This is a genomic window from Afipia broomeae ATCC 49717 (genome assembly GCF_000314675.2).
Lineage (GTDB): Bacteria > Pseudomonadota > Alphaproteobacteria > Rhizobiales > Xanthobacteraceae > Afipia > Afipia broomeae.
In genome coordinates, this window is the sequence record NZ_KB375282.1 from 2377498 (window position 1) to 2389941 (window position 12444).

Annotated in this window: 14 protein-coding genes; 10 read left to right on the forward strand and 4 right to left on the reverse strand. The window is 61.6% G+C overall.

What is annotated here, in order from left to right; translation table 11 throughout:
• The first annotated feature begins 89 nt into the window (after positions 1 to 89).
• Positions 90 to 1439, forward strand: coding sequence for an LLM class flavin-dependent oxidoreductase (locus tag HMPREF9695_RS10985; RefSeq protein WP_006020928.1), 1350 nt, complete (start codon positions 90 to 92; stop codon positions 1437 to 1439).
• Positions 1440 to 1613: 174 nt separating this feature from the next.
• On the forward strand, positions 1614 to 1781 hold the full coding sequence (gene rpmG / locus HMPREF9695_RS10990; protein ID WP_002712167.1) for a 50S ribosomal protein L33: 168 nt from the start codon (positions 1614 to 1616) through the stop codon (positions 1779 to 1781).
• Between the two features lie 80 nt (positions 1782 to 1861).
• Here the strand turns inward: rpmG and HMPREF9695_RS10995 are convergent, their stop codons facing one another.
• Positions 1862 to 2740: a universal stress protein gene (locus HMPREF9695_RS10995; RefSeq protein WP_006020929.1), complete on the reverse strand. Its 879-nt coding sequence runs from the start codon at positions 2738 to 2740 to the stop codon at positions 1862 to 1864.
• Positions 2741 to 2905: 165 nt separating this feature from the next.
• Here HMPREF9695_RS10995 and HMPREF9695_RS11000 point away from each other — a divergent pair, with 165 nt between their 5' ends.
• Positions 2906 to 3631 (forward strand): CBS domain-containing protein, encoded by a 726-nt coding sequence (locus HMPREF9695_RS11000; RefSeq protein ID WP_006020930.1) that lies wholly within the window; start codon positions 2906 to 2908, stop codon positions 3629 to 3631.
• Here HMPREF9695_RS11000 and HMPREF9695_RS11005 read toward each other — a convergent pair.
• Both HMPREF9695_RS11005 and HMPREF9695_RS11010 read right to left on the reverse strand, forming a co-directional pair.
• Positions 3628 to 5001 (reverse strand): PleD family two-component system response regulator, encoded by a 1374-nt coding sequence (locus tag HMPREF9695_RS11005; protein WP_006020931.1) that lies wholly within the window; start codon positions 4999 to 5001, stop codon positions 3628 to 3630. The two genes, HMPREF9695_RS11000 and HMPREF9695_RS11005, sit on opposite strands and share 4 nt — an antisense overlap.
• A gap of 18 nt (positions 5002 to 5019) precedes the next feature.
• Complete coding sequence (locus tag HMPREF9695_RS11010) at positions 5020 to 5385, reverse strand: response regulator (RefSeq protein WP_006020932.1); 366 nt, start codon at positions 5383 to 5385, stop codon at positions 5020 to 5022.
• Between the two features lie 126 nt (positions 5386 to 5511).
• Here HMPREF9695_RS11010 and HMPREF9695_RS11015 point away from each other — a divergent pair, with 126 nt between their 5' ends.
• Together HMPREF9695_RS11015 and HMPREF9695_RS11020 are read left to right on the forward strand one after the other, a co-directional pair.
• Positions 5512 to 5796 carry a DUF3572 domain-containing protein gene (locus tag HMPREF9695_RS11015; protein ID WP_006020933.1) on the forward strand — a complete coding sequence of 95 codons (285 nt, stop codon included), beginning with the start codon at positions 5512 to 5514 and terminating at the stop codon, positions 5794 to 5796.
• A 4-nt stretch (positions 5797 to 5800) separates the two neighbouring features.
• Positions 5801 to 7087: a DNA polymerase IV gene (locus tag HMPREF9695_RS11020; protein WP_041711691.1), complete on the forward strand. Its 1287-nt coding sequence runs from the start codon at positions 5801 to 5803 to the stop codon at positions 7085 to 7087.
• 9 nt (positions 7088 to 7096) lie between these two features.
• On the opposite strand, the gene HMPREF9695_RS11025 is transcribed toward HMPREF9695_RS11020, so the two are convergent.
• Positions 7097 to 7954: a cell envelope integrity EipB family protein gene (locus tag HMPREF9695_RS11025; protein ID WP_006020935.1), complete on the reverse strand. Its 858-nt coding sequence runs from the start codon at positions 7952 to 7954 to the stop codon at positions 7097 to 7099.
• Between the two features lie 221 nt (positions 7955 to 8175).
• Between HMPREF9695_RS11025 and HMPREF9695_RS11030 the strand changes: the two genes are divergently transcribed.
• From HMPREF9695_RS11030 to HMPREF9695_RS11050, 5 genes are all read left to right on the forward strand, one after another.
• Positions 8176 to 8643, forward strand: a complete 468-nt coding sequence (locus tag HMPREF9695_RS11030; RefSeq protein ID WP_006020936.1) for a RidA family protein — start codon at positions 8176 to 8178, stop codon at positions 8641 to 8643.
• A gap of 61 nt (positions 8644 to 8704) precedes the next feature.
• Positions 8705 to 9460, forward strand: coding sequence for a glycerophosphodiester phosphodiesterase (locus HMPREF9695_RS11035; protein ID WP_006020937.1), 756 nt, complete (start codon positions 8705 to 8707; stop codon positions 9458 to 9460).
• A 114-nt stretch (positions 9461 to 9574) separates the two neighbouring features.
• Complete coding sequence (locus HMPREF9695_RS11040) at positions 9575 to 10747, forward strand: GNAT family N-acetyltransferase (protein ID WP_006020938.1); 1173 nt, start codon at positions 9575 to 9577, stop codon at positions 10745 to 10747.
• A 79-nt stretch (positions 10748 to 10826) separates the two neighbouring features.
• Positions 10827 to 11927 (forward strand): FUSC family protein, encoded by a 1101-nt coding sequence (locus HMPREF9695_RS11045; protein ID WP_006020939.1) that lies wholly within the window; start codon positions 10827 to 10829, stop codon positions 11925 to 11927.
• 80 nt (positions 11928 to 12007) lie between these two features.
• Positions 12008 to 12433, forward strand: a complete 426-nt coding sequence (locus tag HMPREF9695_RS11050) for an HIT family protein (RefSeq protein ID WP_006020940.1) — start codon at positions 12008 to 12010, stop codon at positions 12431 to 12433.
• Positions 12434 to 12444: the final 11 nt, after the last annotated feature.

Consider the following 12444-nt stretch of genomic DNA (forward strand, 5'->3'; position numbering starts at 1 on the left):
TCGCGCCACCCCATACAATCTCTGATCCTTTTGTATCGCCAAGCGACACTTTTTAAGTGCCGCCTCAAAATCGTCAGGGGAAGAGTCCGATGAGCCCACGCCAGTTGCGCCTCGGCGCTTTCATGCGCCCGGTCAGCATTCATACCGCCGCATGGCGCTATCCCGGCAGTTTCCCCGACGCCAACTTCAATCTCTCGCATCTGAAGCGTTTCATTCAAAAACTTGAACACGGCAAATTCGACGCCTTCTTCATGGCCGATCATCTCGCGGTGATGAATATGCCGATCAACGCGCTCAAGCGCAGTCACACCGTCACATCGTTCGAGCCGTTCACATTGCTGGCGGCGCTGGCAGGCGTGACAGAGCGCATCGGGCTGGTTGCGACCGCCTCGACCACTTACGACGAGCCCTATCATGTCGCGCGCCGCTTCGCCTCGCTCGATCATATCAGCGGCGGCCGCGCCGGCTGGAACGTCGTCACCACCGGCAACCCGGAAACCGCTCTGAATTTCGGTCTTGAAGAGCATGTCGAACACGGTGAACGCTACAGGCGTGCGCGTGAATTCTTCGATGTCGTCACAGGCCTGTGGGATTCCTTCGCCGATGACGCCTTCGTGCGCGATGCCGAGAGCGGCATCTATTTCGATCCCGCGAAAATGCACACGCTGAATCACAAGGGCCAGTTTCTCTCGGTCAAGGGTCCGCTCAACATTGGCCGGCCGGTGCAAGGCTGGCCCGTGATCGTTCAGGCCGGCGCGTCGGAACCCGGCAAGCAGCTTGCGGCAGAAACGGCCGAAGCGGTGTTCACCGGCGGCGGCACGCTTGCCCAAGCCCAGGCGCTCTACGAAGATATAAAGAGCCGCATGGACACGTTGGGACGCGACCGCGACTACCTGAAGATTCTGCCGGGCGCATTCGTTGTCGTTGGCGACACCCTCGAGGAAGCGCAAAAGAAGCGCGACCTGCTCGACAGCCTCGTCCACTATGACAGCGCTATCGCGGGGCTTTCCGTCATCCTCGGCACCGATGCATCGAAATTCGATCCCGAGGGCCCTCTTCCGCCGATCCCGGACACCAACGCCAGCAAGAGCGGCCGCGACCGACTGGTCGAATATGCGGCCAAGAACAACGTGACAGTTCGGCAGCTTGCGCAGCGCGTCGGCGGCTATGGCGGCCTGTCGTTTGTCGGGACGCCCGCCACCATTGCCGATCGGATGGAAGAATGGCTGGTGACCAACGCCTCCGACGGTTTCAACATCATGTTCCCGTTCCTGCCGCAGGGGCTGGACGACTTCGTCGACAAGGTGGTTCCGGAACTTCAGCGGCGGAGCATCTTCCGAAAGGACTACGAGGGCCGTACGCTGCGCGAAAATCTCGGCTTGCCGCGGCCCAAAAACCGGTTTTTCGAGCCTGCCGGGGCTGTGAAAGCGGCTGAATAGCCTCTCAGGCCCATCGAACCGGGGGGCCTTCGCGGGCGAAATCCGGGGTATCCGCTTTTCGGAATAATACGGCCTAAAACCTTGACTTTGGGGCGTTCGAAGCTAGGTTGCGCCCCAAATGCAGCTCGATCTGTCGGGTCTGCTCGTGATTCCTGACATTCGAGGTTCTGAAACATGGCCAAAGCGGTCACCATCAAGGTCAAGCTCGTTTCCAGCGCGGACACCGGCTTTTACTACGTCGCCAAGAAGAACTCGCGCACGATGACCGACAAGCTCGTGAAGAAAAAGTACGATCCGGTCGCGAAGAAGCACGTCGAGTTCCGCGAAGCCAAGATCAAGTAATTATTTCAATTGCTTATGTACGAAAACGGGGCCTCGCGGCCCCGTTTTGCGTTTTATCCCCTCCCGTCGGTCACTACCGGTCAGTGGGACAGCAGGACCCAGCACGGCGGGTTGGCCAGAATTGAGCGCGTGGCTCCGCCCAGAATGAACTCGCGCAACCTCGAGTGGCCGTAAGCGCCCATCACCAGAAGATCGACACCACGGGAGGCGACATAGGCTTCCAGGAAACTGCCGATTGAATGCTGATCGGTTTTCTTGACGTCCTCATGGATCGCTTCAATTCCGAATCCTGCCAGGTACTCGACGAATTGCTGCCCTTGAGCAGACGACAGTGGCTTGTCGTCAGTCGCCGTGAATGCCCTCACCGTCCTTGCGCGCCGGAGAAACGGCAACGCATCGCCGACGGCTCGTGCAGCCTGACGGCTGCCATCCCACGCCACGGCAACAGTCTGGATAGCCGTCGCCAGCGGCCGCAGCGGCTCTTCCGGAAAGATCAGAACCGGACGGCCTGATTCGAAGATGAGTTGCTCGGCGAGATCAAACTGGTCTTCGGTGTCCTTCCTGAGGGGCTGAACAGTCACGTGGTGCAGCCGCGCCGACGCCACCAGATTCCGTGTCATGTCATAGGGCGCCCTGCGCTCAAGGCGACAGCGGTGCATCACATTGTGATGCGCGGCGACCTCCTCGAAACTATGGACGAGTTGCTGTGCATTCGCTGCGCTCTTTCTTGCCTCCCGTTCGAGAAACTCCCCCATATGGGCGCCTTCGAAGTAAAGGCCCGTCTCGATTTCGATCTCGTACACCACCGCAGAAACGCGTTGCGAGATGGTCGAATGATTCCCGTTGCGGGCTCCTGCCGACAAAAGACTTTCGCTCAGTTGAAACACCGTCTCGATTGCAGCCTTTGTCGTCGGCTTCGGATAGCTGACAAGCGGAAGCAAGAAGTCCCTGGTGGCCATGGCAATCTCCTTGGGGCTCAACTTAGCCGGAGCCGGAACCTTCTGGCTTGATATGGCTCAAAGCAGCGGGAGGACCTCCGCCATTTGATGTGCATCAAGGTGATTGAAGGAGAAGCGATCACACTGAACCAGTGAACGCCCATTCCCGCGTGCAAAGGTGATTTCATGAAAGCCCATCACATCATGACCCGTAAAGTCATCAAGGTTGCCCCCGGTGACTCGATCACTGATGCCGCTCGGCTTATGCTCGACAACCATCTGAGCGGCCTTCCTGTCGTTGACCTGAAGGGCGCACTGGTCGGTATTGTCACCGAGCGCGACCTGTTGCGCCGGCGTGAAATCGGTACGCAGCGCAACCGGCCGCGCTGGCTTGATTTTATCCTTGGCCCGGGACGTCAGGCCGCGGACTATGTCCAGACCGCCGGACGCCGCGTTGATGAGATCATGACGCGCGACGTGCAAACCGTGACTGAAGACACTCCGCTCTCCGATGTCGTAGCCATCATGGAAAGGTATCGCATCAAGCGCGTTCCCGTGATGAACAGCAACAACAAGCTCACCGGAATCATCAGCCGCCAGAACTTCGTCCGGGCTGTCGCAGGCCTCGCTCGCGATGTCCCCGACCCCACTGCGGACGATTCACACATCCACACCCGCATTCTCAAAGAGATCGGGCGTCATGACTGGGGCCCATCCGGGCTGGAGGTGTTTGTCCGCAACGGTGTGGTCGATATCTGCGGCGTCATCACGGACGAGCGCACGCGGCAAGCCATCATCGTAGCCGCCGAGAATGTCGCGGGCGTCAAGCAGGTGCACGATCACCTGTGCTGGGTTGACCCCTTATCCGGGGCATATTTCGAGCCGAAAGAAGAAAGAACGAAAGCGAGTTAAGCCGCCGCAGCCACTACGCGGTTCCGGCCGTCGTGCTTGGCGCGGTACAGCGCCTGATCGGCGCGTTTGAGGACGGCGCTGATCGCCTCGCCCTTGGTTTCGAGCGTCGAGATGCCGATCGAAATGGTCACCTCGATGCGCTTGACGCCCTTCTCGATCGTAAAGGGCTCGCCAGCGATGGAGCGGCGAAGGCGCTCGGCAACCATTCCTGCCACATGCAGGTCGGTTTCCGGCATCACGATCACGAATTCCTCACCGCCGTAACGGCAGGCCAGATCGATCCCGCGGATCGACTTGCGGATACGCACCGCGAATTCGCGCAGCACGTCGTCGCCGGCATCGTGGCCGTAAGTGTCGTTGATCGACTTGAAGTAATCGATGTCGAGCATCATCAGCGCCAACGGCTTGGCCCGCATTGCCGCCTGCTCAGCCAATGTGGCGAGATGGCTTTCCATATAGCGGCGGTTATGCAGCCCGGTCAGCGGATCGGTGATCGCCATTTCGATCGAGTTCTGCACGTTGTCGCGCAGGTGATCGGTATAGCGGCGCTTGCGAATCTGGGTGCGCGCCCGCGCCAACAGTTCGTTCTTGTCCACCGGGCGCAGCAGGTAATCGTTGACGCCGATCTCCAGCCCCCGCAGCAACCGCGCGTTGTTGTCGGCATCGGCAATGGCGAGGATCGGTACGCTGCGCGTGCGCTCCAGCGACCGCGCCTGGCTGCAAAGCCGCAGGCCATCGAAATTCTCAAGCCCGAGCGACACGATCAGCAGATCGTAATTGCCATCGGCGGCATGAAACACCGCTTCGGCGGGATTCGGTTCGACGTCGACGCTGTGCTCGGTGGCCAGCACCGGAGCCAGCCGCTCGTAGGACGACGGCCGGTCGTCCACCAGCAGAATGCGCCCGCCCTTGCCCGTATCGGCAACCGCGTCGCGCTCCGGCGCATTGACGCCAATCTCGAGCGACGTGATCGCGCGCATGCGCAGTTCGTCGGTCATCATCTTCAGCCGGGTCAGCGACCGCACGCGGGCGATCATCACGACATCGGACACCGGCTTGGTGAGGAAATCGTCGGCGCCGGCATCGAGCCCTCGCACGCGGTCGGATGGACTGTCGAGTGCCGTCACCATGATGACCGGGATGAAATGGGTCTTCGGATTCGATTTCAGGCGGCGGCAGACCTCGAAACCGTCGATGTCCGGCATCATGACATCGAGCAGCACGATGTCGCATTCCGCGCGCTCGCAGATCTCAAGCGCCTGTGTCCCGCAATTCGCCGTCACCACGTCGAAATATTCCGCGGACAGACGCGCCTCGAGCAGCTTTACGTTGGCGAGAACGTCGTCAACGACCAGAACGCGCGCGGACATCGAATTCTCCAAACTTTCCTAGCCGACAAACCGTCGAACCGTCTCAATAAATTTCCCAACCGAGATCGGTTTGGACAAATACGCTTCGCACCCGCCTTCGCGAATACGTTCTTCATCGCCCTTCATGGCAAAAGCCGTTACCGCGACCACGGGGATGGCACGCAAGTCGACATCCGCCTTGATCCAGCGTGTCACGTCGAGACCGGAAACTTCGGGTAGCTGAATATCCATGAGGATGAGATCGGGCCGGTATGTGCGAGCGAGATCGAGTGCTTCAACCCCGTTACGCGTGCCGACTGTCTGATACCCATGGGCCTCAAGCAGATCGCGAAAGAGCTTCATATTGAGCTCGTTGTCTTCCACGATCAGGACGGTTTTGGCCATCCTGGCCCTCCAATTCCCGTAAAATGCCCGTACGTGCTGAAACCGTTGAATTCGCCACGCCGTGATGACTCGGGCATGATGGGTTCAAAATAGAGACGATAAGTTACGGAAAGGCAAACACGATCAATGACAAAGGGCCCTAAAAACCCTCAGGAAGTCGCTGAATTCGTTGCGATTCAGGCGCTCTCCTTCCTGGCGTCCGATCCCGAACGGCTAGGGTTGTTCCTGACCGAGAGCGGTATCGGCCCTCAAACCCTCCGGACGGCCGCCGCAGACCCGAAGTTCCTCGCGGGCGTGCTCGATTTCATCGTGCGCGATGACGCGACCGTGAAGGCCTTCGCCGACGCGTCGCAACTGACACCGCAGGCCGTCGCCAATGCGCGCGAGGTGCTGGAACCACGTTGGGAATGATTCAGTGAGCGACCGTCCGCCAGCCGATTCGCCGGGTTTCTGCCGCGACTGCCTGTCGGACGCGGCGGCAAAGGCGATGCGCTGCGCTGAATGCGGCTCGCCCCGCATGGTCCGGCATCGTGCCCTCAGGACGCTGACCCTCGCGCATATCGATTGTGATGCGTTCTATGCAACCGTCGAGAAACGCGACAATCCGGACATCGCCGACAAACCCGTCATCATCGGCGGCGGCAAGCGCGGCGTCGTTTCAGCCGCCTGTTACATCGCGCGCACTTATGGCGTGCGCTCGGCGATGCCGATGTTCAAGGCGCTCGACCTCTGCCCCTCGGCGGTTGTCGTGCGTCCCGACATGGCGAAGTATGTCCGCGTCGGCCGCGAGGTTCGCCATGCGATGATGGCGCTGACGCCGCTGGTCGAGCCGCTCTCCATCGATGAGGCCTTCCTCGATCTCAGCGGCACGGAACTCGTGCACGGCATGATCCCCGCCAAGGTGCTTGCGCGGTTTGCTACTCAGGTCGAGCGTGACATCGGCATCACCGTGTCGGTCGGCCTGTCGGTGAACAAGTTTCTGGCCAAGATCGCATCCGATCTCGACAAGCCGCGCGGCTTCGCTGCACTGGATCAGGAGGAAGCGCGCGAGATGCTGGCCGACCGGCCTGTCGGCTTTATCTATGGCGTCGGTCCCGCCTCACAGGAAAAACTCTCTCAGCGCGGGTTCCGTCTCATCAAGGATTTGCAGCGCGCAGACGAGACCGATCTGATGAAGCAGTTCGGTCCTGAGGGACGGCGGCTGTGGCGGCTGGCGCGCGGCATCGATGAGCGCAAGGTCGTCGCGGATCGCGGCGCCAAGACGATTTCCAACGAGACGACGCTGGAAACCGACGTGCGAGACTTCGCGACGCTGGAAAAGATCCTGTGGCGGCTGTGCGAAAAGGTCTCGTCACGCCTTAAAAGCAGCGACCTCTCCGGCTCGACCATCACCCTGAAACTGAAAACCGCGGACTTCAGGCAGCGCACCCGCTCCCAATCGCTTCAGGTCCCGACACAGCTTGCCACCAGAATTTTCGCGACGGTGCGCGAAATGCTCAGCCGCGAGATCGACGGCACCGCATTCCGGCTGATTGGCGCCGGCGTGAGCGCCCTGAAGCCGGGCGCGGAAGCCGACGGTCAGGATTTGCTGGACCGGCGATCCGCTCATGCGGAGCGCGCGATGGACAATGTCCGAAAAAAATTCGGCAACGCCGCCGTGATCCGCGGCATTGCTTATGATGGACCGGCGAAAGCCGAATGACGGCCCGCCCTATTTACAGGGCTTGGTTTCCTTGATGTCGATCTTGTCCATGGCGCCCGCAATGACGAAATCGTTGTAATCGAGCGAGAGCGCCCGCGACACACCGTCTTCGTAGAGCTCGAACGACATCGCATAGGCCGGCGTCTGCTCACCGGAATTCGATTTCGTTGCACGGTCGTAGTAGCTCACGGTGACCGGCCACCGGGTCTGGGATTTGAACTTCTCGTTGGTGCTGGCGGCATCCGGCTTTACCGGCGCCTTCGTCCCGGGAATCGGCTGCCCGATGACGGTGAGCGTGTTGTAAACCTTCTCGCCGTCGTCCGACCCGTCATAAACCACGAGTTCGAGCAGCGACTTGCCTTCGCGCGCGGCCTCGATGATCAGCCTGACCTGCTCCGTCGGGAACACCGCGCCCTCGATGGTGAACGTCTTCGCCTTGGGCTTCTTCAGCTTGACCTTGATTGTCTTGCCGTCGCGCTCCGCCATACCGTCGATCGATGTCGTATCGGCATCGTTCATGCGGGTCTCGATCTTGAAGCGGTAGCTCTTGCCCTCGCCGTCTTCCCAGCTCGTCGAGCGCAGATCGCTCACGGTGGTTTTGTTCTCACCGGTATCGAGCTGTGACACCTGCCGGAATTCAGTGGTGTAGCCTTCGCAGGCACTGCCGGCGAAGTTGTACAGGATGCGGCCGCGCGCGTTGCTGACACTGGCATTGCCGCGCGATGTTTTCAGGCTCAGGTCGTAGACCGCCTGATGCGCGAGAAACGCAACGCTGGGTGCGGCTTGTGCTCCGCCCGCAGCCGATGCCAGAAACACAGCAGACAGGGCAACCAATCCACAACCCGAAATCCGGCGCGCGCGACGCATGGCGTCTCCTTAAGGTAATGAGAATCGAAGAATAATAGCCGCAGCATTGCGCCGCAACCGGGGCAAAAACGCAAAATTGCCCCGAATATCCGGCAAAAATCGCAAGCCTTGCGCGCTTGCATGTGACTGCACGATGGGCGAAATATGGCGCGCCCGACACATCGGCATGAACGCCGGACCTCACTCCGGGCAAATACTCAGATAAAACATCGGGGACTGACATGGCGGGAACGGTCGAGCAGAAGTTGAACGAGTTGGGTATCGTGCTGCATCAGCCCAACCCTCCCATCGCGAATTATGTCGGCTTTGTTCGCACCGGGAATCTGCTGTTCGTATCGGGCCAGGTCTGCAACACCCCGGAAGGCAAGCTGATCGCAAAAGGCAAACTCGGCGCCGGCGTGACCACCGAGCAAGGCGCCGCCGCCGCACGCGGCTGTGCGATCAACCTGCTGGCGCAGGTCAAGATGGCGCTCGGCGATCTCGACAAGGTTGCCCGTGTTGTGCGCCTTAGCGGTTTCGTCAACGCGACACCGGATTTCCTCGAAGGGCCGAAGGTGCTCAACGGCGCATCGGATCTGATGGTGGCAATATTCGGCGACAAGGGCCGCCATGCGCGCACCACGGTCGGCGTGGCCGCACTGCCCTCGGACGCCGCGGTCGAAGTCGAAGGCATCTTCGAGGTCGCCTGAGCATGATCCCGAAAAGTGGGAACCGGATTTCGGACAAGATCATGCTCAAGAAATCAAACTGATGGCTGCGCGCGCGCCCGGCTGGCTTACGGCACGTCCAATCGCCCATCGCGGGCTGCATGACCGCGCGCGCGGCATCGTCGAGAACATGCCGTCGGCGATCGACGCAGCGATCGCCGCCAATTTTGCGATCGAGGTTGATCTTCAACCCACCGCCGACAATGAGGCGATGGTCCACCATGATTACGCGCTGGGCCGGCTCACCCAAGGCACCGGCGAACTGCTGTCGCTGACCGCGGCGCAGCTCAAGCAGGTCGGCTTCAAACACACCGCAGAACGGATGATGACGCTGGGCGATCTCTGCGCGCGCGTCGCCGGACGCGTCCCTCTGGTGCTCGAGGTGAAAAGCCGTTTCGACGGCAGCCGGACGCTGGTGAGGCGAATGGCCGAAGTGCTGACGTCGTACAGCGGACCGGTCGCCGCGATGTCGTTCGATCCCGATCAGGTGATGGCGCTGCGCGACCTGATGCCCGGTCTGCCGCGCGGCATCGTGGCCGAACGGCACTACACCGAGGGCGAGTGGACGCGGCTGCCGCCCGAGAAAACCCGTGAGATGACAGGCCTGCGCCACGCGTTCCGCACGCAGCCGCATTTCGTCAGCTACCGGGTCGACGATTTGCCGTCGCCTGCGCCCTGGATCGCACGCAACATCTTTGGCTGCGCGCTGATCACATGGACTGTGCGGACCCCGGAACAGCGCGCACGCAGCGCCCGATATGCCGACCAGATGACTTTCGAGGGTTTCATCCCGGAGTAAGCCTAAAGCGCAATACCAGCCATCCGATGCCAGATACTTGAAGTCATCCGCGCAAGAACCGATCTATAATGCTGAACGGTTTCGGTTTTCTCACGGCCACGGTACCCCTTCCCTTTGACGGATCCCTGCGAGATCACCCTTGAAGCGGTCTCCTCAGTCGGCCAGGTCACGGCCGACGAGTGGAATGCGTGTGCCAATGCAGATGGCAGCTACAATCCGTTTGTAACGCACGCCTTTTTTGCTGCTTTGGAAGAGTCAGGCTCTGCCATCGCGCGCACCGGCTGGGCCGCGCGCCATCTGGTGGCGAGGATGAATGGGCAAGCCGTCGGCATCGTGCCCGGTTATCTGAAAAATCACTCGCAAGGCGAATACGTGTTCGACCACGGCTGGGCTGATGCCTATGCGCGCGCCGGCGGAAGCTACTATCCGAAATTGCAGGCCACCGTTCCGTTCACCCCGGCAACTGGCCCTCGCCTGCTCGTGGGCAACGGCCCGGATGCCGCGCGTATCCGCGAGACGCTGGCCAGCGGCCTGATCGCCCTGTGCGGCGCCACGCACGCCTCATCGGTGCATGTCACCTTCGCCCGCGAAGACGAATGGACGCTCCTCGCCGAACATGGCTTCCTGCAACGCACCGACCAGCAATTCCATTGGCGCAATGAAGGCTACGGCACGTTCGAGGATTTCCTCGCCACGCTGGCCTCGCGTCACCGCAAGGCGATCCGCCGCGAGCGACGCGACGCGCTCGCCAACGGCATCACCATTCATGCCCTGACCGGCGACGGCATCACGCCCGACGTCTGGGACGCATTCTTCGAATTTTACATGGAGACCGGCTCGCGCAAGTGGGGACGGCCCTATCTCACCCGCGCGTTCTACACCATGATCGGCGAGACCATGGCGAAAGACGTGCTTCTGGTGATGGCAAAGCGCGACGGCAGATGGATCGCCGGTGCGATCAACTTCATCGGCTCCGATACGCTGTTCGGCCGCCACTGGGGCGCGGTCGAGCACCATCCCTTCCTGCATTTCGAGGTCTGCTATTATCAAGCCATCGACTTCGCGATCCGGCGCGGCCTGAAGCGCGTCGAGGCCGGCGCACAGGGTGAGCACAAGATCGCCCGCGGCTACCTGCCCCAGACCACCTACTCCGCGCACTACATCGCCGATCCCGCGCTGCGCCGGGCGATCCGCGACTATCTCAAGCACGAGCGAAGCTATGTGCAGCAGGCCGTGCGCGAACTCACCGAGGCCGGTCCGTTCCGCAAGGCCAACGGTGACGACTGAGCGCCGGCGTTGTGGCCGCCGCGCAAGCCGCCTAACCTGAGCCTCACTTGCCGACCACAACACCGCTGCGGGAAATGCCTTGAGTTCAATCGCTGACCGGACCCGCGAATTCCTGACGCGCCGCGCCTCCGAGCTGCGCCAGACAGTTCGTGTCACCATTGCCGTGGGTGCGGCTTATGCGGCCTACAAGACTCTCGGCCTGCCGCAGGGGTACTGGGCGGTGTTCACCGTCATCATTGTCATGCAAGGGTCGATCGGCGGGACGCTCGGCGCGGCCACGGAGCGCATGATCGGCACCCTGGCAGGCGCGGTCTTCGGCGGACTGGCAGCGGCATTTCATTCGAACACATCGCTCGGCATTGGGGTCGCCCTCGTCCTTGTCACGTGCATCACTGTATGGGGCGCAGCGGTCCGCCCTCAGTTGCGGGTGGCGCCGGTCACCGCCGCCATCATGCTGCTGACCGAACCGGCCGGCGCGCCGGTCGAGCAGTTCGTTCTCGATCGCATTGTCGAGATCGGATTGGGTGGCGTGATCGGCGTGCTGGCAATGGTGCTGATATTTCCCGCGCGCTCCCATACAGTCGTCGTGGCCCGCTCGGTCACCGTACTGGCACGCATGCGAAAGCTCCTGCTCGCGGAAGCGGAGGCGCTCGATCGCGGCGAGGCGCTGGCTCCCTCGCTCGAACACGCGGCCCTGCGGCAGGCGCTGACCGCCGTCGAGCAGGCGCTGAAAGATGCCGACAGGGAGCGCGCCTCTCGTCTTGCCGATCATCGCATTCCCTCCGCGATTCCGCGAACGCTCTGGCGCGTGCGCAACGATCTCGTCGCTATCGGCAACGTGCTCCGCGAACCCCTTCCAGCCACGATCGCCTCAACGCTGGCGCCTGCCGCCGCGAACCTGCTGCGCGCCGAAGCCGAATTGACGCAGCGATGCGCGATCGCCCTCGACGCCGCCACCGTGGTTTCACGCGAAGACCTGTCCGCCGCGCATTTTGCTTTCACGGAAACGTTCAACGGCCTGCGGCAGTCTGGTGTCATGCGCGCGCTGGATTTCAATGCGGTCGGGCGTACTTTCGGCCTCGCCTACACGCTGGACGGTCTTCATCGCGATCTGGCCGATCTCGCCGACAGGATCGACGAGATTGCCACTGGAATACCGGAGCCCACGGCGAATTCCTGACATGCCATCCTTGAGGCAACCCCGCTTGACCGCGCGGCGCTGGGCGGCGAATGTGACGCGCCTCTTTTCCGGGATGAACCATGACCGCTTACGACACCAACAATATTTTCGCGAAAATCCTGCGCGGCGAAATTCCCTGTCACAAGGTCTATGAAGACGAACACACCTTCGCCTTCCTGGACATCATGCCGCGATGTCCCGGACATACGCTGGTGATCCCCAAGGCTCCGGCCCGGAACATTCTCGACATCTCGCCCGACAGCTTCGCGCATGTCGCCCGCACGGCGAAGAAAATCGCGGTCGCCGGCATGAAAGCCTTCAATGCCGCCGGGATCACCTTGCAACAGTTCAGCGAGCCGGCAGCGGGCCAGATCGTCTATCACCTGCACATCCATGTCATGCCACGGGTTGAGGGCGTCGCGCTGTTGCCGCCGGCAAGCCGCAAGGAAGACGTCAAGGTTCTGGAAGATCACGCCACGCGGCTGATCGCAGCGCTGAACGGCTGAGCCGCAGAGCG

Excerpts from the sequence above, each read along its gene's own strand:
- HMPREF9695_RS10985 (WP_006020928.1), top strand. The coding sequence starts at position 90 with ATGAGCCCACGCCAGTTGCGCCTCGGCGCTTTCATGCGCCCGGTCAGC.
- rpmG (WP_002712167.1), top strand. The coding sequence starts at position 1,614 with ATGGCCAAAGCGGTCACCATCAAGGTCAAGCTCGTTTCCAGCGCGGAC.
- HMPREF9695_RS10995 (WP_006020929.1), bottom strand. The coding sequence starts at position 2,740 with ATGGCCACCAGGGACTTCTTGCTTCCGCTTGTCAGCTATCCGAAGCCG.
- HMPREF9695_RS11000 (WP_006020930.1), top strand. The coding sequence starts at position 2,906 with ATGAAAGCCCATCACATCATGACCCGTAAAGTCATCAAGGTTGCCCCC.
- HMPREF9695_RS11005 (WP_006020931.1), bottom strand. The coding sequence starts at position 5,001 with ATGTCCGCGCGCGTTCTGGTCGTTGACGACGTTCTCGCCAACGTAAAG.
- HMPREF9695_RS11010 (WP_006020932.1), bottom strand. The coding sequence starts at position 5,385 with ATGGCCAAAACCGTCCTGATCGTGGAAGACAACGAGCTCAATATGAAG.
- HMPREF9695_RS11015 (WP_006020933.1), top strand. The coding sequence starts at position 5,512 with ATGACAAAGGGCCCTAAAAACCCTCAGGAAGTCGCTGAATTCGTTGCG.
- HMPREF9695_RS11025 (WP_006020935.1), bottom strand. The coding sequence starts at position 7,954 with ATGCGTCGCGCGCGCCGGATTTCGGGTTGTGGATTGGTTGCCCTGTCT.
- HMPREF9695_RS11030 (WP_006020936.1), top strand. The coding sequence starts at position 8,176 with ATGGCGGGAACGGTCGAGCAGAAGTTGAACGAGTTGGGTATCGTGCTG.
- HMPREF9695_RS11035 (WP_006020937.1), top strand. The coding sequence starts at position 8,705 with ATGGCTGCGCGCGCGCCCGGCTGGCTTACGGCACGTCCAATCGCCCAT.
- HMPREF9695_RS11050 (WP_006020940.1), top strand. The coding sequence starts at position 12,008 with ATGACCGCTTACGACACCAACAATATTTTCGCGAAAATCCTGCGCGGC.